This window comes from Chloroflexota bacterium (genome assembly GCA_040902225.1).
Lineage (GTDB): Bacteria > Chloroflexota > Limnocylindria > QHBO01 > QHBO01 > CF-167.
In genome coordinates this window covers 774,849-797,039 of the sequence record JBBDXT010000004.1, presented here as the reverse complement: position 1 = coordinate 797,039, position 22,191 = coordinate 774,849, and the positions used below count along the sequence as shown (strand labels likewise).

Annotated in this window: 19 protein-coding genes and 6 tRNA genes; 23 read left to right on the top strand and 2 right to left on the bottom strand. The window is 68.9% G+C overall.

Translation table 11 applies throughout. The features are described from left to right. The first annotated feature begins 14 nt into the window (after positions 1–14). The 8 genes from WEB29_06300 to WEB29_06265 all read left to right on the top strand — a co-directional run bounded on the left by WEB29_06300 (position 15) and on the right by WEB29_06265 (position 3,299). Positions 15–91: transfer RNA gene (locus tag WEB29_06300), tRNA-Val, on the top strand. Positions 92–335: 244 nt separating this feature from the next. Next, positions 336–1,112 carry a hypothetical protein gene (locus WEB29_06295; GenBank protein ID MEX2136556.1) on the top strand — a complete coding sequence of 259 codons (777 nt, stop codon included), beginning with the start codon at positions 336–338 and terminating at the stop codon, positions 1,110–1,112. Between the two features lie 73 nt (positions 1,113–1,185). Continuing rightward, positions 1,186–1,797: a LemA family protein gene (locus WEB29_06290; protein MEX2136555.1), complete on the top strand. Its 612-nt coding sequence runs from the start codon at positions 1,186–1,188 to the stop codon at positions 1,795–1,797. 31 nt (positions 1,798–1,828) lie between these two features. Next, on the top strand, positions 1,829–2,803 hold the full coding sequence (locus WEB29_06285; GenBank protein ID MEX2136554.1) for a M48 family metallopeptidase: 975 nt from the start codon (positions 1,829–1,831) through the stop codon (positions 2,801–2,803). Between the two features lie 97 nt (positions 2,804–2,900). Next, positions 2,901–2,976 (top strand) — tRNA-Phe (locus WEB29_06280). A 26-nt stretch (positions 2,977–3,002) separates the two neighbouring features. After that, positions 3,003–3,078 (top strand) — tRNA-Gly (locus WEB29_06275). A 58-nt stretch (positions 3,079–3,136) separates the two neighbouring features. Further along, positions 3,137–3,210: transfer RNA gene (locus tag WEB29_06270), tRNA-Gln, on the top strand. Between the two features lie 15 nt (positions 3,211–3,225). Next, a tRNA-Cys gene (locus WEB29_06265) sits at positions 3,226–3,299 on the top strand. Here the strand turns inward: WEB29_06265 and WEB29_06260 are convergent. Continuing rightward, positions 3,300–3,758, bottom strand: a complete 459-nt coding sequence (locus WEB29_06260; protein ID MEX2136553.1) for a DUF1801 domain-containing protein — start codon at positions 3,756–3,758, stop codon at positions 3,300–3,302. 411 nt (positions 3,759–4,169) lie between these two features. Here WEB29_06260 and WEB29_06255 point away from each other — a divergent pair, with 411 nt between their 5' ends. The 3 genes from WEB29_06255 (at position 4,170) to WEB29_06245 (ending at position 6,588) form a co-directional block, all read left to right on the top strand. Further along, entirely contained in the window at positions 4,170–5,444 is a 1,275-nt protein-coding gene (locus WEB29_06255) for an aspartate kinase (GenBank protein ID MEX2136552.1), read from the top strand. Continuing rightward, a complete protein-coding gene (locus WEB29_06250; GenBank protein ID MEX2136551.1) occupies positions 5,441–6,484 on the top strand; it encodes an aspartate-semialdehyde dehydrogenase in 1,044 nt (347 codons plus the stop codon). Before WEB29_06255 ends, WEB29_06250 begins: the two co-directional genes overlap by 4 nt. Positions 6,485–6,502: 18 nt before the next feature. After that, a tRNA-Leu gene (locus tag WEB29_06245) sits at positions 6,503–6,588 on the top strand. A gap of 8 nt (positions 6,589–6,596) precedes the next feature. On the opposite strand, the gene WEB29_06240 is transcribed toward WEB29_06245, so the two are convergent. After that, a complete protein-coding gene (locus tag WEB29_06240) occupies positions 6,597–7,808 on the bottom strand; it encodes an AAA family ATPase (protein MEX2136550.1) in 1,212 nt (403 codons plus the stop codon). Between the two features lie 203 nt (positions 7,809–8,011). On the opposite strand from WEB29_06240, the gene rpsF reads away from it, so the two are divergent. The 12 genes from rpsF to priA all read left to right on the top strand — a co-directional run bounded on the left by rpsF (position 8,012) and on the right by priA (position 22,179). Continuing rightward, positions 8,012–8,437 carry a 30S ribosomal protein S6 gene (gene rpsF, locus WEB29_06235; GenBank protein ID MEX2136549.1) on the top strand — a complete coding sequence of 142 codons (426 nt, stop codon included), beginning with the start codon at positions 8,012–8,014 and terminating at the stop codon, positions 8,435–8,437. A gap of 28 nt (positions 8,438–8,465) precedes the next feature. Further along, the gene (ssb, locus tag WEB29_06230) at positions 8,466–8,924 is read left to right on the top strand and encodes a single-stranded DNA-binding protein (protein ID MEX2136548.1); all 459 of its coding nucleotides are present in this window, start codon (positions 8,466–8,468) and stop codon (positions 8,922–8,924) included. Between the two features lie 32 nt (positions 8,925–8,956). After that, positions 8,957–9,226, top strand: a complete 270-nt coding sequence (gene rpsR, locus WEB29_06225) for a 30S ribosomal protein S18 (GenBank protein MEX2136547.1) — start codon at positions 8,957–8,959, stop codon at positions 9,224–9,226. A 41-nt stretch (positions 9,227–9,267) separates the two neighbouring features. Further along, on the top strand, positions 9,268–10,383 hold the full coding sequence (locus tag WEB29_06220) for a sodium:calcium antiporter (protein MEX2136546.1): 1,116 nt from the start codon (positions 9,268–9,270) through the stop codon (positions 10,381–10,383). Positions 10,384–10,493: 110 nt separating this feature from the next. After that, the gene (locus tag WEB29_06215) at positions 10,494–11,450 is read left to right on the top strand and encodes a branched-chain amino acid transaminase (GenBank protein MEX2136545.1); all 957 of its coding nucleotides are present in this window, start codon (positions 10,494–10,496) and stop codon (positions 11,448–11,450) included. A gap of 56 nt (positions 11,451–11,506) precedes the next feature. Further along, a complete protein-coding gene (locus WEB29_06210; GenBank protein MEX2136544.1) occupies positions 11,507–13,009 on the top strand; it encodes a hypothetical protein in 1,503 nt (500 codons plus the stop codon). Positions 13,010–13,012: 3 nt separating this feature from the next. Continuing rightward, the gene (locus WEB29_06205; GenBank protein ID MEX2136543.1) at positions 13,013–14,143 is read left to right on the top strand and encodes a hypothetical protein; all 1,131 of its coding nucleotides are present in this window, start codon (positions 13,013–13,015) and stop codon (positions 14,141–14,143) included. A 326-nt stretch (positions 14,144–14,469) separates the two neighbouring features. Continuing rightward, positions 14,470–17,655: an isoleucine--tRNA ligase gene (ileS, locus tag WEB29_06200; GenBank protein MEX2136542.1), complete on the top strand. Its 3,186-nt coding sequence runs from the start codon at positions 14,470–14,472 to the stop codon at positions 17,653–17,655. 27 nt (positions 17,656–17,682) lie between these two features. Next, a complete protein-coding gene (lspA, locus tag WEB29_06195; GenBank protein ID MEX2136541.1) occupies positions 17,683–18,192 on the top strand; it encodes a signal peptidase II in 510 nt (169 codons plus the stop codon). Continuing rightward, positions 18,189–19,172, top strand: coding sequence for an RluA family pseudouridine synthase (locus WEB29_06190; protein MEX2136540.1), 984 nt, complete (start codon positions 18,189–18,191; stop codon positions 19,170–19,172). Before lspA ends, WEB29_06190 begins: the two co-directional genes overlap by 4 nt. Next, positions 19,169–19,807: a guanylate kinase gene (gene gmk / locus WEB29_06185; GenBank protein ID MEX2136539.1), complete on the top strand. Its 639-nt coding sequence runs from the start codon at positions 19,169–19,171 to the stop codon at positions 19,805–19,807. Before WEB29_06190 ends, gmk begins: the two co-directional genes overlap by 4 nt. Before the next feature lie 5 nt (positions 19,808–19,812). Then, entirely contained in the window at positions 19,813–22,179 is a 2,367-nt protein-coding gene (priA, locus tag WEB29_06180) for a primosomal protein N' (GenBank protein ID MEX2136538.1), read from the top strand. Positions 22,180–22,191: the final 12 nt, after the last annotated feature.

Genomic DNA, 22,191 nt, shown 5'->3' with positions numbered 1-22,191 from the left:
TGTACCATCCCGACGGGCGGTTAGCTCAGCTGGTCAGAGCACCTCGCTTACACCGAGGGGGTCGGGGGTTCGAGTCCCTCACCGCCCACCACCCAGCGATCCACCCAATTGCCGACAGGATCCGCTCGCAGGATGAGCTGTCGTTCATCCGCCAGCCGGATGCGAATTGCCACCTGGCCGCTGCTGTTGAGCGACACCGGGTTCGCGGCGAGATCGGAAACCTCTGAATCGAGCAGCTCGTCGCCGATGGAGATGATCCGGTCAAACTCTGGATCCGGCCCGGCGAAGAGGCCCAGGCCAGCGCCGCGCGGCCTGGCGATCGCGACCAGGACACCGTGGTCGGCCAGCAGGGCGCCGCGACAGCTCTCAAAGGCGCCATCAGGCCCGAGGACCTGGGTGATCCGCCTTCCGTCGGCGGAGAAGATTCCCTCGCCGCCAGCGCGGAGCGTCGCGGCGAACGCCACGGTCCCGTCATCGGTGGCGGAGGGAAAGCGCGCCAGCCTGCTGAACAATCGCCCGGTCTCAACGATGGCGTGGGTCGATGGGCCGTCCGCAGCGTAAATGCCCTCCACGCCGCCCTTGCGATCCGCACGGAACACCACGCTTCCGTCAGGGGCGATCACGGGCAGCCCATGAAATCGGCTCCACCCTTCGCTGGTGTCGGCGACGGTCGTGACGGCAGTGTCGTCCGCGGTGAAGATGCCGCTGACGCCACCGATGCGATGGGCGCGGAAGGCTACCCGGCCTGCCTCGTCGATCGTCGGGCCCAGTGGGCCGATCGCCGAGAGCTCGCCGTCGGGCGCGGCGAGGCGATGGAGGGCCTTCGCGCGGAGCAGGTAAACGCCATCGACGCCATCCTCGTCACCCCCGTAGAAGGCCGTGTCGCCGGCATCGTTGAGGTCAGGATGGCTCGACACCCTGGCCAGCGACGGCCCTGCAGGCTCCGCTTCGGGAGCGCCACTCCCGATGAAGACTCCCATGGAGCCATCGTGCAATGCCGCCTGGAACGCGACCATGCCAGCCTCGTTGATCGAGGCGACGTACGGGGAGAAGTCGGTGAACTGACCGCCCGTCATGGCGATCACCGTCTTCGAGAACATGAGCAGGCATGAGGATACGTCTCGGTCCAGAGGGAGGGCTGCTACGATGGCCGAACCAACCATTGCATCTGGAGAATGACCTGACATGGACCCCATTTGGATCGTCCTGATCGTCCTGGTCGTCCTCGCCGCCTTCGTCGTCTTCATCTACAACGGGCTGATCCAGCGCCGCAACGGCGTCGACGAGGCGTGGAACCAGATCAGCGTCCAGCTGAAGCGGCGGCACGACCTGATCCCGAACCTCGTCAACGCCGTCAAGGGCTACATGGACTTTGAGCAGGAGACGCTGACCAAGGTCATCGAGGCCCGCGGGGCCGCCGTCAGCGCCTCGCAGGCGGGGGCCGCCGGGGCGGCGCAGTCCGCCCAGGCTGAAAACTTCCTGACCGGCGCGCTGCGCCAGCTGTTCGCCCTGGTCGAGAACTACCCCGACCTGAAGGCGAACCAGAACGTCCTCCAGCTCCAGGAGGAGCTGACCACCACGGAGAACCAGATCGGCTTCGCGCGGCAGCACTTCAACAGCACCGTGCGGGACTTCAACACCTCGATCCAGACCTTCCCGAGCGTCGTGATCGCCGGGATGTTCGGATTCAAGGAGCGCGACTACTTCCAGATCGAGGAGGCCGATGCGGTGGTCCCGACCGTGAACCTGCGCGACGAACCGCCGCAGTCCGCGCCACCGCCGCAGGCGGAGGCCTAGGACCGATTTCCCCTTCACCGGGACAGCGGCGATGACCGCGAGCCCGGCGCCGAGCACCTTCTTCCGCGAGATCGCTCGCAATCGGCGCAACTCGTGGATCCTGGTGTTCGTGGTCGCGATCGTCCTGGCGGCGCTCGGCGCCGCCATCGGGTATGCGAGCGGCTTCGGCTGGGGTGGCGTGGTGATCGCCCTGGTCGTGGCATCGGTCATGAGCGTCGGCTCGTTTTTCGGGGGCGACCGGCTGGTGCTGCTATCCAGCGGCGCCAGGGAGGTGCCACAGCAGGATCCACCCGACCAATATCGCCAACTGCTCAACGTCGTGACCGAGATGACGATCGCCAGCGGGCTGCCGATGCCGAAGGTGTACGTGATCGACGACTCCGCCCCGAACGCGTTCGCCACGGGGCGCGATCCGAAGCACGCGTCCGTGGCGGTCACCACTGGCTTGCTCGAGAAGATGGACCGCGAGCAGCTCCAGGGCGTGATCGCCCATGAGCTGAGCCATGTCGGCAACTTCGACATCCGCTTCGCGCTGCTGGTCGGCGTGCTGGTCGGCAGCATCGCCCTCCTGGCGGACTGGTTCCTGCGCTTCACCTTCTGGGGCGGCGGGCGCCGCGACGGCGGCGACCGAGATCGGGGTGGGGGAGGCCTGGCAGCAATCCTCTTCATCGTCGCGCTGGTCCTTGCCATCGTGGCGCCGCTCATCGGCCGCATGGTCCAGCTGGCGGTCAGCCGGCAGCGCGAGTCCCTGGCCGATGTCTCGGCGGTGGAGTTGACGCGCAACCCGATCGGCCTGGCGCGGGCGCTGCGCACGATTGCCGAAGACCCCGACGTGCTCGAGGTCGCCAACCGGGCGACCCAGCATCTCTACATCGTGAATCCGATCAAGAGCTTCGAGACCCGGGCCAAGAGCATGTGGGATACGCACCCGCCGATCGCGGAGCGGATCGCCGTCCTGCGCGGCCTGGCCGGGCAGTTCGGGCAGGACCCAAGCCAGATTTCGTGAGCCGGGCCGTTGCTTGCCGCTCAATCGGACCCTGTGCTATCGTCGCCAGCCGAGACGCGACCACGAGCGGGCCGCAGGGTGCGGATCGATGGGGCGGGCCGAGGTAGCTCAGTTGGTAGAGCACCGCCCTGAAGAGGCGGGTGTCGTCAGTTCGATTCTGACCCTCGGCACCAGCCACGCGGTATCATCGGCCGAGCGGGCGGAAGTGGCTCAGTTGGTAGAGCATCACCTTGCCAAGGTGAGGGTCGCGGGTTCGAGTCCCGTCTTCCGCTCCATTCTTGTGTCCGGGCTGGCTCGTGGAGCGATCGACCTGCTAGCGTGAGGCGAGGCGATTGCCCCGTCGTCTAGTGGTAGGACAGCGGACTTTGGATCCGTGAACCGAGGTTCGAATCCTCGCGGGGCAGCCAGCGCGAGATGAGCATGGCGACGTGCCCGAGTGGCCAGGGAGCGGTCTGCAAAACCGTTTACACGGGTTCGAGTCCCGTCGTCGCCTCCATCAGCTCACCGCTTTCTTCACGAGCGCCGCGATCCTTGCCTCTTCGGCGGCAGTGAGCTCCTTCAGCGCGAAGGACGTCGGCCACATGGCGCCTTCGTCGAGGTTCGCGTCGTCATTGAAGCCGAACGTCGCGTACCGCGACTTGAACTTATCTGCGCTTGTGAAGAAGCAGACGACCTTGCCGTCCTTCGCATACGCGGGCATCCCGTACCAGGTTTTCGGCGAGAGGGCTGGCGCGCTGGCTTTGATGATCGCATGGAGCCGCTTGGCCATGGCGCGATCCGGCTCCGGCATCTCGGCGATCTTCGCCAGCACGTCGCTTTCGCCGTCCGCCTTTTGTGCGCGCGGGCCGCGGCGCGCGGCCGCCTTCTGCTCTTGGGCGCGCGCCCTCATCGCGGCTCGTTCCTCGTCCGTGAAGATCGGGGTCGTGCTCTTGGCCGACTTCCGCTTGTCCTTCATGGCGGGCTTCTCCGAAACTGCTCGGTCGTGACCTGGGATTGACGTCCACTTGATCGTATTCGCGGCCCGGACGGATTCTAGTGGGAGTCGGCCCGAATCAACGCGAGGTAGTAAGACGCATTTCGCGTGACACGGGAATAGGCGCTCGGCCGAAGGCTGCCGATAGCGTTATATCGGGCAACGAACCGCTCCGCAGCAGCTCGGCCATCACTCTGTCCGTACCCGGACGACTCAGGCGTGAAGAATGCGCAATCTCGGTAGATGCCGACGCGAAATCGTTTACCAGTGAGCGTTTCCAGCGTCTTCCCGTCGTACCGTCGCACAAGGGCCAGGAGATCGTCGTAGGACATCACATCCGACAGTATGCGCAGGATCTGGCCTGGGGTTGGCTAACGTCGTACCCTCCCGTGCATGGCCACCATCGTCCAGAAGTACGGCGGCACGTCCATCGGCGACGCGGAGCGGATCAAGCGCGTCGCTGAACGCGTCGTGGCCTCCGCGGCCGCCGGGGATCGCATCTGCGTGGTCGTATCGGCCATGGGAGACGCGACCGACGATCTGATGGGGCTTGCCGCAGAAGTGTCGTCCGATCCGCACGAGCGCGAGCTGGACATGCTTCTGACCGCCGGCGAACGCATCTCGATGGCGCTCGTCTCGATGGCCATCATCGACCTTGGGCGTGATGCGGTCTCGTTCACCGGCGCGCAGGCCGGCATCATCACCGACGCGACCCACGGGCGAGCTCGGATCGTCGAGGTCAGCGCCAACCGCGTCGCCGAGGCGCTGGAGGCGGGCACCATCGCCATCGTGGCCGGCTTCCAGGGCGTCTCGACCACCGACGACGTGACCACGCTCGGCCGCGGCGGGTCAGACATGACCGCCGTCGCCCTGGCCGCCGCGCTGGGGGCTGACGTCTGCGAGATCTACACCGATGTCGACGGAGTCTTCACTGCCGACCCACGCGTCGTCCCCGACGCTCGCAAGCTGGCCGCCGTCTCCTACGAGGAGATGCTTGAGCTGGCCACCAGCGGGGCACGCGTGCTGATGTCACGATGCGTGGAGACGGCGCGGAATCACGGGATTCCGATCCACGTTCGATCGTCCCTCGGCGACGCGGAGGGAACGTGGGTCACAGCGGAGGGTGAACGGATGGAGCAGGCGATCATCGCGGGGATTGCCCATGACACCTCAGAGGCGAAGGTCACGATCCTGGGCGTGCCGGATCGACCGGGAATCGCGGCCCGCGTCTTCCGCCCGCTGGCCGACGCCGGCGTCAACATCGACATGATCGTGCAGAACGTGTCAGCCGCCGGCCATACCGACATCTCCTTCACGCTTCCCAAGGAGGACCTGCGGCGGGCGCGGGCGGCGCTGGAGCAGGTGCGCATCGACGTCGGAGCGTCAGACGTCCTGACAGACGACGACATCGCCCGCGTGTCGCTGGTCGGAGCGGGCATGAAGACGCATCCCGGTGTCGCCGCCGACATGTTCGACGCGCTTGCCGACGCCGGCATCAACATCGAGATCATCTCCACCTCGCCGATCCGCATCTCGTGCGTAGTTCGCGCCGCCGAGATCGAGCGTGCAGTGCAGGTCGTCCATGATCGATTCCGGCTCGCCGACCCCGCGATCTATCGCGAGGAACCCACGACCGTCGCGCCCGCCGCCCCCGAGATCGGCTCGTGAAGCTGGCGGTGGTGGGTGCCACCGGCGCCGTGGGCGGCGAGATCATGCGCATCCTCGAGGAGCGCGACCTGGGCATCACCGAGTTGGTGCCAATCGCCACGGCGCGTTCAGCGGGACGGATGCTGACGCACCGTGGACGGGCAGTGCCCGTGGTCGCCATCAGCCCGGAATCGTTCGATGGCGTCGACCTGGCGCTCTTCGACACGCCTGACGAGGCATCCGTCGAGTGGGCGCCCATTGCGGCGGCGCGCGGGGCGGTCGTGGTCGACAACTCGGCCGCCTGGCGCATGGACCCCGACGTGCCGCTCGTCGTGCCCGAGGTCAACCCCGAGGCGGCGCATCATCGACCGAAGGGCATCATCGCGAGCCCGAACTGCACGATGCTCACCCTGGTCATGCCGCTCGCTGCCCTCCACCGTGGGGCCGGTGTCCGGCGCGTGATCATGTCGTCGTACCAGGCCGCGTCGGGGGCGGGGCAGGCCGGCGCCAATGAGCTCGTGGAGCAGATCGTGGTGGCCGCGCGCCAGCCCGACGTGGTGGGCACGGGCCTGGGCCGCGATGTGGTCTCCTGCGGGCGTGTGTTCGCACATCCACTGGCCATGAACGTCATCCCGCACATCGGGTCAGTACGCCCGAACGGCTACACCGGTGAGGAGGTCAAGCTGGGCGAGGAGACGCGCAAGGTGCTCGGCCTGCCGGATCTCCGGGTCACGGCCACGTGCGTGCGCGTGCCGACGGTCATCGGCCACGCCATCTCCGTCCACGCCGAGTTCGACCGGGCAATCTCCGCCGATGAGGCGCGCGCGATCCTGCGCGATGCCCCCGGCGTGGAGGTCCTCGACGACACGGCAGCCGGCGTCTACCCCACGCCGTTGCAGGCTGCCGGCCGCGACCCGTGCTTCGTCGGGCGCATCCGCCAGGACCCCGATGACGACCACGCGCTCGAGTGGTTCAGCGTGGCCGACAACCTGCGCAAGGGCGCTGCCCTCAACGCCATCCAGATCGCCGAGCTGTTGGTGCCTGCGGATCGGCTAGGCTGACGCACCACCTCGTCCAGGGCCGGAGTGGCGGAATGGCAGACGCGGCCGGTTTAAACCCGGCCGCCCGCAAGGGCGTGGGGGTTCGAATCCCTCCTCCGGCACCAACCCCGCCTCAGCGTCGACCGAGGTGCAGCCCGCGGCGACGGGGCGCCTGGCTCTTCTTTGTACTCGGCCGTTGACGCCACTCGGCGCCGACGATCGCCACCGTCAGGACCTGGATCGCCCGCGAGGCGGGAGAGCTGGGGCGGCTGAAGACCACCGGCACGCCCTCGTTCACTGCGCGGATCATGTCGATCTCAGAGTACGGGATCTCGGCCACCGGCTTGGCGCGGAGCAGGTTCTCGACGTCCCGCGTCTTGAGCAGCTCCTTGGGGAAGATATGGTTGACGACGAGGTGCGTCGTGGCCCGCAGCGTCGCGGTCTCCGCCAGGAAGCCGAGCATCTGCGTCGAGGCGCGGAGGGCCGCGATCTCCGGGAAGATGACGAATACGTGGGTGTCGGCCTGCTCGAGCATCCACAGCGTGCGGGGGTCGAGGCGCGATCCGCAATCGACCAGGACATGGTCGAATCCAGGACGCAGGATGCGGAGCGCCTTCTCGAGCTGGTCGACGGTCACCCGGAAGTCAGCCTCCGGGTTCGAGGGTCCGGCAAGCACGCTGACACCTGACGCGTGCAGGGTCAGGTAGCCCGCAGCCAGGATGGGATCGGCCAGTGCCTGCTCGTCGCCGCACAGGTCGGCGATGTCGTAGCGCGGTGAGAGGTTCAGGTGCGTCGCGACCTGGCCGAACTGCAGGTCCAGGTCGATCAACAGGACACGCGCGGCGTGGCCCTGCATCGCGTTGGGACCGGCGGCCAGCAGCACGGCCGAGTTCACCGCGAGCGTCGTCGTTCCGACCCCGCCCTTGGGTGAGAAGAAGGTCACGATCGTGCCAGCCCCGGTCCCCGCCGCACCCTCCGGACGAGCCTTGCCGGTCCGGATCAGGAGCGCCTCGACGCGAGCCTCGAGCTCTGTCCTTGCGAAGCTCGCGGCGATCACGTCGTCGGCCCCGGCCTCGAGGAAGGCGATGCGGGCCTCCACGTCGCCGGCGGGGGAGACGACGATCAGCGGAACCTGCCTCGGGGTTGCGCCGCGAATGCGGCCGATCGCCCCTGACACGGCAAGTCCCTCGGCAATGATCAGGTCGAAGGGCACTGCGCCCAGCGCGTTGACGGAATCCGCCGCCGTCTCGACGGCCGTGGTGACGTAGCCTGCCTCGCGCAGCTGCTCGAGGCGGGCGCGCAGCTCCGGGCTGGGTGCGCAGATCAGGATCGGGTTGGCCGGCACGCGGTTCCTCGTCGAGGGTGGAGCCAATCGGTCGCCCAGTATAGGGTGCCACCCCGCACGCATTGCGACGAGGTGCCCGGAACCGTATACTCCGGATGGCCTCCAGCGATGGAGGTCGTTTCGCGAGATGGGCTCCTTTCTGCCGCACCCGTCACGGCGCAAGCCGAGGGTGCCGCAAGCCCATAGAGAGGAGAGGTCGGCCGATGCGCCGTTACGAACTGATGCTCCTGTTCCGGCCGGACCTGGAGGACGACAAGCTCCAGGCGGCGGTCGAGAAGGTGACGCGTGCCATTGTCAACGCCGGCGGGGCACTCACCAAGGTCTCGCCGTGGGGCAAGCGTCGCCTCGCCTACGACATCAAGCACTTCCGTGAGGCGAGTTACTTCCTGATCCACTTCGACATCGCACCCGCCGAGGTCCGCAGCATCGAACGTGGGATCCTGATCACCGAGGAGATCCTGCGTCACTTGGTGACCGTGCTCGAAGACAAGGCTCTGGGGCGGGCCGATGACGACATGCTGGACGCCGAAGAGGTGATCCCCGCTGAGCTCGATGAGGCAGACGACCTCCTGGCCGATGAGCTCCCAGACGGGGTCGGCGACGAAGACGAGGTAGCCGCCCAGGCATGACCCTGGCGGGTCGGAGGAGAGCAGCACCATGACCCTGAACAAGATGATGATCATCGGCAACCTTGGGGCCGACCCCGAGTTGCGCTACACCCCCGGCGGCAAGGCGGTCGCCGAGCTGCGCGTGGCCGTCAATGACCGATCCAAGGGTCCCGACGGCGAATGGCAGGAGGAGACCCAGTGGTTCCGCGTCGAGCTGTGGGAGCAGGCCGCCGAGCGCGCCGCCGAGCGGCTGCGCAAGGGGCACAAGGTCTTCGCCGAGGGCGCGCTGCGCGCCCGTGAGTGGGAAGGCAAGGACGGTCAGAAGCGGACGTCGCTCGAGATCCGTTTCGCCCGGGTGCAGTCGCTCGAGCGCCGCGAGCCCGGCGAGGGTGGCGGCTTCGGCGAGGGTGCTTCCGACGCCCCACCGGCAGTCCGGCCTCGCGGTGCGGCGGCACAGCCGGCCGCTGCCGAGGTCGATGCGATCGACGTCGACGACATCCCGTTCTAGCTGACATGACGCGAGAGGAAGCGATCTAGAGCATGGCAAGCCCACGTTCCCGCCGCGAAACGGCGGACTACTACCGCGATCGACGCCGGCGCAAGGTCTGCAACTTCTGCGTCGACAAGGCGGAGGCGATCGACTACAAGGAGGTCAACCGCCTGCGTCGCTACCTGTCCGAGCGCGCGAAGATCGAGCCGCGGCGCAAGACCGGCACCTGTGCGCGCCACCAGCGCATGCTGACCGTGGCGCTGAAGCGCGCCAGGCACGTCGCTCTGCTGCCGGTGGCACCACAGCACCTGCGCCCATAACCCCGATCTTGGGCCCATCGAAGGGACAGGGCTGAAGGCCAATGGATCTGGTTCTGCTGTTCGTCGCGCTGGTGGTCATCCTGCTCGGCGCCGAGCTGTTCACCAACGGGATCGAGTGGTTCGGGCACCGACTGAACCTGGCCGAGGGGGCGGTCGGCAGCGTGCTCGCGGCAGTCGCGACGGCGATGCCGGAGACCCTCATCCCCGTCATCGCCATCGTGGGGCCGACGATCTTCGGCGGCGGTTCGCCGAACTCGGCCGAGATCGGCGTGGGCGCCATCCTCGGCGCACCGTTCATGCTCTCGACGCTCGCGATGTTCGTGACCGGAACAGCGATCGTCCTCCTTGCTCGCAACGGACGGCGTGGGACCCAGATGAACATCAACGTACGGGTCCTGGGCCGAGATGTGATCTACTTCCTGGTCGCCTATTCCGCTGCCATCGGCTGCGCCTTTCTGCCACCCGAGCTGGAGGCCGGGCGCTGGCTCATCGCCGCTGGGCTTGTCATCCTGTATGCCGTCTACGTGCGAGCCCATTTCACCGATCCCGCGGAGGAGGGCGACTCGAGCGAGCTCAACCGGCTCCACCTCAGCCGGCTGACCAGGCGCGCCCCAGAACCGCTCGTCGACCTCGACGTCTTTCCGCACGGGCGTGGGCCAGGCGAAGCGGTCGACCATCCACGGCTTCGCATCATCGTCACGCAGGTGATCGCCGCGCTAGCCCTGATCATCGTGGGCGCCCAGGTCTTCGTCGGGGCGGTGGAGAACCTGTCGAGCACCATTGGGCTGGATCCAAGGATCCTGGCCCTGGTCATCGCGCCGATCGCCACAGAGCTGCCGGAGAAGTTCAACAGCGTGATCTGGGTGCGATCCGGCAAGGACACGCTGGCGATGGGCAACATCAGCGGCGCCATGGTCTTCCAGAGCTGCCTGCCCACCGTGCTGGGCATCCTGTTCACGGAGTGGACCTTCAAGGCCAGCAGTGCACTCGCGTTCGCGTCGGCCGGCGCCGCCTTCGTCTCCACGCTCCTCATCTTCGGTGTCATGCTGCGGCGCGGCCGGCTCAGCGCCTGGTCGCTGCTGATCGGCGGCCCGATCTACCTCGCATACGTGGCTGCGGCATTGCTGCTGCCGGCTGGAGCGGCGGTGGGGCACTGAGTGAGCCGATGCCCACCGCGGCCAAGCGTGGTGCGGGGCGCCGTATACTGCCAGCGCCGATAGGTCCGCGCTCGTCGGGGCGCGGCCCGGCGACTGAGGAGGTCACGTTGCTGAAGCAGCAAACCGCCACGGCCACCGCCGAGGCGGACCGCACGGCAGGTCTGTGGGCCTACTTCCGCGGGGATTTCGTGCCCCTTGCCGAAGCCAAGATCAGTGTGATGACCCACGCCTTCAATTACGGCACGGCCGTCTTCGAGGGCGTCCGCTGCTATTGGAACGCCGAGCAGGAACAGCTCTACGGGCTCGACCTTCTGGCGCATTTCGAGCGGATTCATCGGTCCGTCAGGCTCCTCCAGCTGGAGCTGCGACACACCCCAGAGGAGCTCGTCGGGATCACCGTCGAGCTCCTTCGGCGAGACGGCTTCCGCGAGGATGCCTACATCCGACCGATCTGCTACAAGTCGAGCGAGATCATCGGCGTTCGCCTCCACAACCTCGAGTCCGACCTCACCATCTTCGCGGTGCCGTTCGGCAAGTACATCGACACCGAGGCGGGGATCCGGGCCCAGGTGAGCACCTGGCGCAGGACCGATGACAACGCCATCCCGGCTCGCAGCAAGATCACCGGCTCGTATGTGAACGGCGCCTTCGCCAAGAGCGAGGCACAGATGAACGGCTTCGACGAGGCGATCATGCTGACGCACGATGGCCACGTCAGCGAGGGCAGCGCGGAGAACCTTTTCATCGTGCGCGAAGGGACCCTGATCACGCCCCCGGGCAGCGACAACATCCTGGAGGGGATCACGCGCGAGCACATGATCACGATGGCCGGCGACCTCGGCCTCCCGGTCAAGGAGCGCAGCATCGACCGCACTGAGCTGTACATGGCCGACGAGGTCTTCCTGTGCGGGACGGGCGCCCAGCTGGCTCCGGTGGTCGAGGTCGACCGGCGGCAGATCGGGACTGGCAAGGTTGGCCCCATCACGCACCGCCTGCACCAGCTCTACTTCGACGCGGTGCGCGGTCGCTCTGACGCCTACCGCGACTGGCTGACGCCGGTCTACTAACGACCGCTGCGCTCGTCGCCGTCCGCGACGACGGCGGCGACCCAGACGAGGGGGCCATGTCCGAGGCGCGAACACAGGAGCGCTATCTCTGGCTGCAGCGACTGCTAGAGATGGTCCCGGGAACGGTCAGCTGGGCGGTCATCATCGGCCCGATCTGGCTCAGCTTCAGCTACCCGTGGCTGGTGGCCTATTTCGTGCTGAGCTTCGACTTCTACTGGCTCTGTCGCGCTCTCTGGTTTTCCGGGGCGGTGATCGTCGCCTACCGCCGCATCCGCAGGGTGCTCGACACGGACTGGCGTGGACGGCTGGAGGCACTCGACGATCCGGCTCTGCCGGACTGGCGGTCCTACACGCACCTCGCCCTGATCCCGACCTACACCGAGTCGCTGGAGAAGCTGCGCCACACCGTCCGGGCCCTGGCGGAGGCTGATTGGCCGGCCGAGCGCAAGATCTGCGCGATCATCACGCGCGAGACCGATGCCGCTGGAATTGCCAACGTGGAGGCGCTGCGGACCGAATTCGCCTCGGCCTTCGCCGATTTCCTGCACATCCTCGACCCGCTCGAACCGGGGATCGTGGTCGGCAAGAGCAGCGCGATGGCCTTCGGCGGGCGGTGGCTGTATCGGCTCCTCGTGCGCGAGCGTGGCATGGACCCCAGCCTCCTGATGGTGACTGACCTCGATGCCGACTACCGGGTCCATCCCGAGTACTTCAACTATCTGAGCTGGGTGCACGTCACCGACCCCAATCGCGACACCCAGCTCTACCAGCCGGTCCCGTACTTTCACAACAACATATGGGAGGCGCCGCTCCTGTTGCGGCTCTTCGCGGCGGTCCTCACCCAGCTGCAGATGTGGCGCAGCGTGCTCCCGGAGAAGCTGCAGAGCTTCGGCAGCTATTCGACGACCCTGCACATGGTTCACGAGGTGGGCTACTGGGCGACCGATGCGATCCCCGAGGACAGCCGCTTCTACTGGAAGAGCTTCTTCACGTTCGGCGATCGGTTCCGGGCGGTGCCGCTCTTCATCCCGATCTACGGGGACGCGGTGCGAGCCAAGACCTACTGGGGCTCGCTGGCCAGCCAGTACCTCCAGGCACGCCGCTGGGCGTGGGGAGTCACCGACCTGCCGTACGTGGTACAGAACGCGATCGCGCATCGCGAGATCCCGTTCTGGTCGCGCGCCTGGCGCATCCTCAACCTCTTCGGCGAGCACATCAACTGGGCGATCGCGCCGTTCGTGGTGATCTTCGGCGCGGCGGTGCCGCTCGTTATCAACCCGGCCTTTGCTCGGACGACGCTTGGCCAGAACCTGCCGATCTACGCCTCCAGCATGCTGTCGATCGGGCTCGTCGCGCTGATCGTGCTGATCTGGGTCGAGCACCGAATCGTGCCGCCGTGGCCATCCGACTGGGGCTGGTTCCGCAAGCTGCTCGTGTACGCAGGCTGGACCGGCCTCCCCTTCGTGGGTATCTTCTTCAGCAATCTGCCCGCGTTGGACGCGCAGACTCGCCTGCTGACCGGGCGCTACCTGGAGTATCGCGTCACCGAGAAGGTCTGACCGATGTCCGAGCTGACGACCCAGATCACCTCCGTTCGGCTCGCCCGCGATCGAGTCCGTCTCTTCGCGGCGCCGGTCGCCTTTGTGCTGATCGCAGCGGCTGCGGTGACCGGCGGGCTGCTGCTCGGCGGCCCGGGCGGCATCTCGCTGGTTGGGGCTGGGGCCCTGGCCGCCCTGGTCGCGGCCTACCTGGTGGCGCTCGTCGCGTCGTATCGCCTGCTCGTCGAGCCCGGTGTCCTGCGGCTGCACTGGCTCGGCGGCGAGCGTCGCTACCGCCTGGTGCGCGGACCGGTGACGCGAGTTGCGGTCGGTGGCGAGAACGCCGCAGCGCTCCAGCCGCGCTTCGGAGCCCTGGGCTGGGCCGTCGGGCCAGCCGTGCTGCGGGGCGACGAGCCGATCGAGCTGATCCGTCTCTCCCGCCGCCCGCCACTCATCGTGGCGCCGACGGACCACGGCCGCCTGGCGATCGCGGCCGCCGTCGAGAGCGACCTGCTGGCAGCAATGACCCATGCCGTCCGCCTCCAGGAGCGCCTGGACGAGGTGGCCGCGCGACGGGCTGCGCCGCCGGCGCCACCTGTAGCTCCACGGCCGCCGGCGCCCGCTGCGCCACGCGTGCTGACGGGCATCGAGCGAACGCTCATCGAGCAGCGGCTCGCGGCGGAGCGGGCAGCCGCCCAGGTGGCCGCCGAGGCGGAGCGAGCCGGCGCGGCTGCGCAGGTCGTGCCCGAAGCACCGGCCGCGCCGGAAGCGGTGCCCGCACCCGTTTTCGCTGCATCAGGCGAGGCCGTCTTCACGCCCGCCGCCACGCCACGAGTCGCGCGCCGGCGAGAGCGCGCCCAATGGCAGCGGCCCGCGTGGCTGTCCGTGCCCGGACCGGAGGCGGTGGTTGCGGCCCTTCCGATCGCGCTCCCCCTGATCGGCGCAGCCATTGCCTGGACCGCGGTCACGGTCACCGGCCGGCCGGCGCTCCCCATCGACGAGGCGCGGATCCTGCTGGCCGCCCTGGTGCTTGTCGGTCCGCTCGGCGCGATCGGCGCGCTCATCGCGCGAGTCTGGTATCCGCGCCTCGGCGGGCTGGTGATGGTCAGCAGCCTGGCGGCACTCGCCATGCTGACTCGAACCATCCTCGCCTAACGAGATTGACAAGCCGGGCGCTGCGCTGCGACGATCCGCGCAATCGAAGACGGCGATGACGGAGCCAGCGTTCGCGTCGAGATCGAGCATGCAGCGAGCCCGGATGGTGTGAGCGGGCGGCCTCGAGACGGCGGGCGATCCCTCCCGAGCCGGAGGTGCCAAGCGGCGAGCGCCGTGGTAACGCCTCCCGGGCCGGCCCCCCGATAGCGAGGCGCGACGAGAGGATCGAGGTCGATCGGCGGCATCGGTCAAGCGCGGGTGGTACCGCGGGGAGTCAGCTTCCCGTCCCGGATCAGGGACGGGTTTTCTTTTTGAGTGGAGTGGTCGTGTTCAAACCGGTATCCGGAAAGCTGGATGTCCCCGCCGTCGAGCGGGAGCAGATCGAGGTCTGGCGCGAGCGGCGGACGATGGAGCGCTACCTCGCGCGCAACGAGCGGGCGGAGCGTCGCTTCAGCTTCCTGGACGGCCCGATCACGGCCAACGGCCCGATGGGTGTGCACCACGCCTGGGGCCGCACCTACAAAGACCTCTACCAGCGCTACCACACCATGCTCGGCGAGCGGCAGCGCTACCAGAACGGGTTCGACTGCCAGGGCTTGTGGATCGAGGTCGACGTCGAGAAGCAGCTCGGCTTCAACAACAAGCGCCAGATCGAGGAGTTCGGGATCGACCGCTTCGTGGAGCTGTGCAAGGAGCGGGTCAACACCTTCGCGGCCCTCCAGACCGAGCAGAGCAAGCGGCTCGGCATGTGGATGGACTGGGAGCACAGCTACTTCACCAACAGCGACGAGAACAACTACACGATCTGGGCCTTCCTGAAGGAATGCCACGCACGGGGCCTGATCTATAAGGGCCACGACGTGATGCCGTGGTGCCCGCGCTGCGGCACCGGGCTCTCGAACATGGAGATCGCGACCGAGGGCTACCGTGAGATCCGGCACCTGTCGCTCACGATCCGGCTGCCGATCACCAGCCCCGGCCACGACGGCGAGGACCTCCTGGTATGGACCACGACCCCCTGGACCCTCTCCAGCAACGTGGCGGCAGCGGTTCATCCGGAGCTCACCTACGTGCTGGTCGAGGGCAGCGACGGGCGGCGTTCGTGGATCTCGCACGGCTCGCAGCCCCGGGTCATGCCCGATGCGACCATCGCTCGCGAGGCGAAGGGTCGCGAGCTGATCGGGCTGGCCTATGCCGGCCCATTCGACGAGCTGCCGATCCAGTCGGGCATCGAGCACCGCGTGATCGAGTGGACCGAGGTCTCGGACGAAGAGGGAACCGGCATCGTGCACATCGCCCCTGCCTGCGGGCAGGAGGACTTCGCCCTGGCCAAGCGCGACGGGCTGGCGGTCCTCGATCCGATCGACGAGTTCGGCATCTTCCGTGACGGCTATGGCTGGCAGACGGGTCGCTTCGCCGGTGCCACCGAGGACCCCGCGGCGGATCTCGCCACCGACGTGGCAACCGACCTCGAGCGCAAGGGCCTGCTGGTGAGCCGCGAGCGCTACCTGCACCACTACCCGGTCTGCTGGCGCTGCGGGACACAGCTCGTCTTTCGCCTGGTGGATGAGTGGTTCATCGCGATGGACCCGCTCCGTGAGCCGATCGGCGCGGTGACGCGCCAGATCTCCTGGCTCCCGCCGGGGATCGGCCTGGAGGAGCGCGAGCTGGACTGGCTGCGAAACATGAGCGACTGGATGATCAGCAAGAAGCGCTACTACGGGTTGGCGCTGCCGATCTGGGAATGCGCCGACTGCGCGGCCTGGGAGGTGATCGGGTCGCGCGACGAGCTCGAGCAGCGGGCGGTGGCCGGCTGGGAGGCGTTCGCTGGGCACTCGCCGCACAAGCCATTCATCGACATGGTCGAGATCGACTGCCCATCGTGCGGCGGGCGCTCGCGGCGGATCGGCGACGTCGGCAACCCGTGGCTCGACGCCGGGATCGTGGGCTTCAGCACGCTGCGCTGGAACACCGATCGCGACTACTGGGCGGAGTGGTTCCCGGCCGACTTCCTGGTCGAGGCCTTTCCCGGCCAGTTCCGCAACTGGTTCTACGCCCTGCTGACGATGTCGACCGTCCTGGCCGGCGCCCCGATGACCCGAACGATCTTCGGGTACGCCACCGTTCTGGACGAGCATGGCGAGGAGATGCACAAGAGCCGTGGGAACGCCATTCCCTTCGACGAGGCGGCGGAGCAGATCGGCGCCGATGTGATGCGCTGGATGTACTCGGCCGCCAACCCGGCCGTCAACCTGAACTTTGGGTACGGCCCCGGTCACGAGGTCGTGCGCCGCTTCTTCCTGCCCCTCTGGAATACCTACGGATTCCTGGTCACCTATGCGCGGCTCGATGGCTGGACCCCCCCGCAGGCCGATGTGGCGTCGGAGTCGGCGCGCACCCTGCTGGACCGATGGGTCCTGTCGCGGCTGGACGCGGTGGTCGGCGACGTGCGCCGCGCGCTGGACACCCATGACGCTGCTCGCGCCGCGCGAGCGATCGAGGGCTTCGTCGAGGACCTCTCCAACTGGTACGTGAGGCGCAATCGCCGGCGCTTCTGGAAGGGCGAGCTGGACGACGACAAGCGCGCGGCGTACGCCACGCTGCACGAGGTGCTGGCCACCGTCGCCCGTCTGCTCGCGCCGTTCGTGCCCCACCTGGCCGATGCGATGTGGGGCAACCTGGTGGTCGCCGTCGACCCGGCCGCGACCGACAGCGTCCACCTCACCGACTACCCCGATCGCGTCCCCGGCCGGTCGCAGCCCGACATCGACGCTGCCGTCTCGCTGGCGCGCGAGGTCGTGTCGCTGGGCCGCACCGCCAGGGCGGCTTCGGGGCTCAAGACACGCCAGCCGCTGGCGAGCGTGCGCGTCAAGCTGCCCGCGTCGGCCAATGGGCAATTGAGCCCGGACTCGGCCACCGCGGCAGAGCTGCAGGCCGAGATCCTCGACGAGCTCAACGCCAAGTCGCTCGAGGTGCTTACCGACGCGTCGGAGCTCGTGGAGCGCACGCTCTATCCGCTCCTGCCGGTGATCGGCCCGCGCCACGGCGCCGACGTGGGAAGGGTCCTGGCCGCGGCCAGGACCGGCGACTGGCGGCTCCTCGAGGGCGGGGGAGCGGAGGCGGGCGGGGTCTCGCTGGCTCCCGACGAATTCGAGCTGACGGCGCGCGCACGACCCGGCCACGAGGTCGCGGAGGCGGGCGACCTGCTGGTCGCGCTCGACACGCATCTGACGCCCGAGCTGCAGGCCGAGGGGCTTGCGCGCGAGGTGGCGCATCGGCTCCAGGGGCTGCGCAAGACGGCGGGGCTCGAGGTGAGCGATCGCGTGGACGCGTCAATCGACGGTGCGCCCACCCTCGTCGCACAGCTGATCCCACATCGCGACTGGCTGGCCGCCGAGATCCTGGCGGTCACACTCGAGCTCGGCGGCGACACCGATCTGGGCCGGAGCGCTGCCGTCGAGGAGGCGGCGTTGCCCGAGGGCGGGTTGCGCCTGAGCCTGCGCCGCGCCTGACGCGGCGCATCGCGTACCATCGGTCACGTGAGCAGCGAGGGAATGACGAACGGCGGATTCGCGAAGGCCGTCGTCCTGCTGCTCACCGCTCTGACCATCCTGGCGGCCGACCAGCTCACGAAGGCGCTGGTGGTCACGAACCTGGCGGTCGGTCAGCAGGCTCGACTGCTGGGGGACCTGGTGCAGATCTGGCACGCACAGAATCGCGGGGCGGCATTCAGCCTCTTCCAGGGCGGCACCGTCCTCTTTCTGATCGTGTCCGTGCTCTCGATTGGCATGGTCGCCTACTTCCACCGGAGCCTGCGCGATCGAACCACCTGGCTTCACGTCGTGCTCGGGATCGTCCTGGGCGGGACGCTCGGCAACTTCATCGACCGGCTCCGCCAGGGCTACGTGACCGACTGGCTCTCGGTCGGCATCGGGGACACGCGCTGGCCGACCTTCAATGTCGCCGATTCGTCGGTCGTGGTCGGTATCGGCATCCTGGTCGTCTACCTCTTCCTGAGCAGCCCGGACCGACGCGAGGCAACCGCGTGAGCGATGCGGCCACGGTCGGTGACCGCGTGGTGACGGGGGCAGCCTCGAGCGGGCGATTCGACCTGGCGGTGAGCGCCGTCGCGGAGATCAGCCGGGCCCACGCGCAGCGGCTCATCTCGGACGGGCGTGCTCTGGTCGACGGCCGGCGCGCGCGCGCGTCGGACCGGCTGCGCGGTGGTGAGCTCATCCGCGTCGAGCTGTCGGCGCCCCCCGATCCAACGCTGCACGGCGAATCGATCCCGCTGCGGATCGCCTACGAGGATGCGTCGATGCTGATCGTCGACAAGCCGGCCGGGCTGGTTGTGCATCCGAGCCACGGGCACTCCACCGGGACCCTCGTCCATGCGCTGGTCGGGCGCGCGGAGGAGCGTGGCGAGCGGCTCGGATCGATCGCCGGCGTCGGGCGGCCGGGGATCGTGCATCGGCTCGACAAGCAGACCTCGGGCCTGATCCTGGTCGCCAAGACGGATGCCGCGCAGGCCAGCCTGATGCAGCAGTTCGGCGCTCGCAGCGTCGAGAAGGAGTACCTGGCGCTGGTGCGGGGCGCACCCCCAGCGCCGCGCGGCCGGATCGAGGCGCCGGTCGGGCGCGATCCGCGCGACCGGCAGCGGATGGCGGTGGTCGTCGGCGGCCGCGAGGCGGTGACCGAGTACGAGACGCTCGGCAGCGCTGACGGGCATTCGCTGCTGGCGCTCCACCCGCTCACCGGCAGGACCCATCAGCTGCGTGCGCACCTCGCCTACCTCGGGCTGCCGATCGCCGGGGACACGCGCTACGGCGGCGGAATCGGGCCGGGCGGCCTGGAGCGACAGTTCCTGCACGCCGCGCGCCTGACCCTCGACCGCCCGATCGACGGGCGGCGGCTCACGGCCTGGAGCGAGCTGCCATCGGACCTCTCCGCCTCGCTGGTGGCGAGCGGGATCGTCACCGACCGGCTTCCGGCCGGAATTGGCGCAGCGGTCGTGGAGACAACGGGTTGAGCGGCGATCGCCCCGCTCCCAGGCCCGCCAAGCGCCTTGCCTTCCCCAACCCGCTGCTGGTCGTGGTCTCCGGCCCGTCGGGGGTCGGCAAGAGCACGATCGTGGCGGAGCTGTCGCGACGCCATCCGCAGGTCGTTCCGATCGTCACGGCCACGACCCGGGAGCGACGCGACGGCGAGATCGACAAGGTGCATTACCACTTTCTGAGCCCGGAGGAGTTCCAGCAGCTTCGTGACCGCGATGGCCTGCTCGAGCATGCGATCGTCCACGACCAGCTGTATGGCACGCCGGTCGACCAGGTGCGTGGCATCCTGGCGGCCGGACGCGATGCGATCCTGACCATCGATCCGCAGGGTGCGCGAACCGTTCGCGCGCTGGTGCCGGATGCGCTCCTGATCTTCATCATGCCTCCCTCGATCGAGGATCTCGACCAGCGACTCGCGCGCCGCGGGTCGGAGGACGGCCACGCGCGTGCGCTGCGACGGCACAACGCCGAGGCGGAGATGGCGGCCGCGGGTGACTACGACTACGCGATCGTGAACCAGACCGATCATCCGGATGACGCCGTCGAGCAGATCTGGGAGATCATCCAGGCCGAAGCCCGACGCGACCCACCGCGGCGCGTCCAGGTCTGAGCAGGGTGGCCGAGGTGGCCGCCGGGGAGACTGTGCGCGTCGCGGTCGAAGCGCTCGCCGACCGGCCGGAGCGAGCGTTCAGCTACCGCCTGGACCCTGAGCTCGGAGCGCCCGCGCCGGGCTCCCTGCTGCTCGTTCCGTATGGCCGCAGGCTGGCGCTCGGCTACCTGCTCCCAGGGACTCCGGAACCCGATCCGGGGATCGAGCTGAAGTCGGTCGAGGCGGTCGTCTCCGTGCCGATGCTGACGCCCGATCTGCTCGCCCTGGCCGAGGAGATCGCGGGGTACTACTGCGCGCCTCTCGGCGCCACGATCGTAGCGATGCTCCCGCCCGGCCTCGAGTCTCGCCTGGAGCGGCGCTGGACCTCGCCCGATGTCAGCCTCCTGCCCGATCCGTTACGTGCCGCACTCTCGAATTCGGACGAGATCAGCGATGCCATATTGAAGCGCCTGCTCGGCCCGCGCTGGAGCGCCGCGGCTGATGGACTGCGCCGCTCCGGGGCCCTTGCTGCTCGCTGGTCGCTGCGACCGCCGGAGCTACAGGCGCGCCGCGTGAGGACGCTGCGCCGCCTGCCAGAGGCCGATGCGCCAGGCCGCGCCGCGCCCCTCCAGCGCGCCATCCTGGACGCCCTGGGCAGCGAAGTGCGAAGCGTGCCGGAGCTGGCAGAGGAGATCGGCGTCGATTCCTCGTCGGTGTTGGCTGCGGGGCGGCGCCTGGTGGCCCGCGGCGCGGCGACGATGGACTGGCAGACGATCGAGCGTGACCCGCGAGCGCACCGGCCGACCGAGGTCGCGCGCGAGCACCGCCTCGCCGGGGAGCAGCAGGCGGCCCTGGCCCAGCTGCAGGGGCTTGCGGCGGGCAGCGAGCTGCTGCTGGACGGGGTCGCCGCCGCCGGCAAGACCGATGTCTACCTGGCCGCGCTGGGCTCGCTGCTGGCGGCCGGCGGAGGCACGGCGATCGTGCTCGTGCCGGAGGTCTCGCTGGTGACCCAGCTGGCGGACCGTGTCGCGTCGCTGGTCGGCGACCAGCTGGCGGTGCTGCACTCCGGCCTGTCGGCGGGCGAGCGCCACGACACCTGGTGGCGGATCCTGCGTGGTGAGGCGCGCGTGGTGGTGGGGACCCGCATGGCGGCCTTCGCGCCGCTCTCCGATCTGCAGCTGATCGTGGTCGACGAGGCGCATGATGGCGCCTACAAGGCGGATCGAACGCCGCGCTACGACGCCCGCTGGGTCGCGCGAAGGCGCGCCGCGCTGACCGGGGCGCGCGTGATGATGGGGACCGCCACCCCCGACGTGGTCACCCTGGCCCGCGTTCGCGGCGGACTGGTCGATCGGGCCCGCCTGGTGGAGCGGCGGGTGGGCCGGACGCCGTCAGTCGAGATCGTGGATCTGCGCGCCGAGCTGGCCGAGGGAAATCGCTCGATCTTCTCGCGACCGCTGACCGCCGCGCTGTCGGGTCTGCGGCAGGGCAGCGAGCAGGCGATCCTGCTGATGAACCGTCGCGGAGCCGCGACCTTCGTGCTCTGCCGCGATTGCGGCGAGAGCCTGCGCTGCCCCGACTGCGACCTGCCGTTCGTCTTCCATCTGAGCGGGTCGCAGCTGCGCTGCCACCATTGCGGCCGGACGGCGCGGGCGCCCGAGAAGTGCCCGCACTGCGGCAGCAGCCGGATCCGCTATTTCGGAGCCGGGACACAGCGGGTCGAGGCCGAGCTGCGCACCCGCTTTCCCCACTTGCGCGTGTCCCGCCTCGACTCCGATGCCCTCGCAGCGCGTCGCGGTTTCGAGGCGATCTACGACGACTTCCGCGACGGCCGCGTCGATGTCCTGGTGGGGACCCAGCTGGCCGCCAAGGGGCTCGACCTGCCCAGCGTGACCCTTGCCGCGGTGATCGCCGCAGACGTGACCCTCAACCTGCCGGACTACCTCGCCCCGGAGCGCACCTTCCAGCTCCTGGCCCAGGTGGCCGGGCGCGCCGGACGGGGGGAGCAGCCCGGGCGGGTGCTCATCCAGACCTACGCCGCGGGTCATTACGCCATCCGCGCGGCGGCACGCATGGACGTCGACGGGTTCGCCGATGAGGAGCTGCCTCGGCGCCGGCTGCTCGGCTATCCGCCGGCGAGCGTCCTCGCGCGGCTGCTGGTCGCCGATCCCGATCGCGGCCGGGCGGAGGCCCGCGGACGTGATGCGGCGACGGCGGTCGCCCAGCCGGGGGTCGAGGTGCACGGGCCGCTCCCATCGTACGTCCCTCGCCGCGCGGGGCGCTGGCGCTTCCAGGTCGTGATTCGCGCGCAGGACGAGGTGGCCCGGGCGGCGGCGCTGGAGCGCGTTCCGTCCGGCGTGGGGATTGATGTCGACCCCGAATCGTTGCTCTAGGGGCAGCGGTCC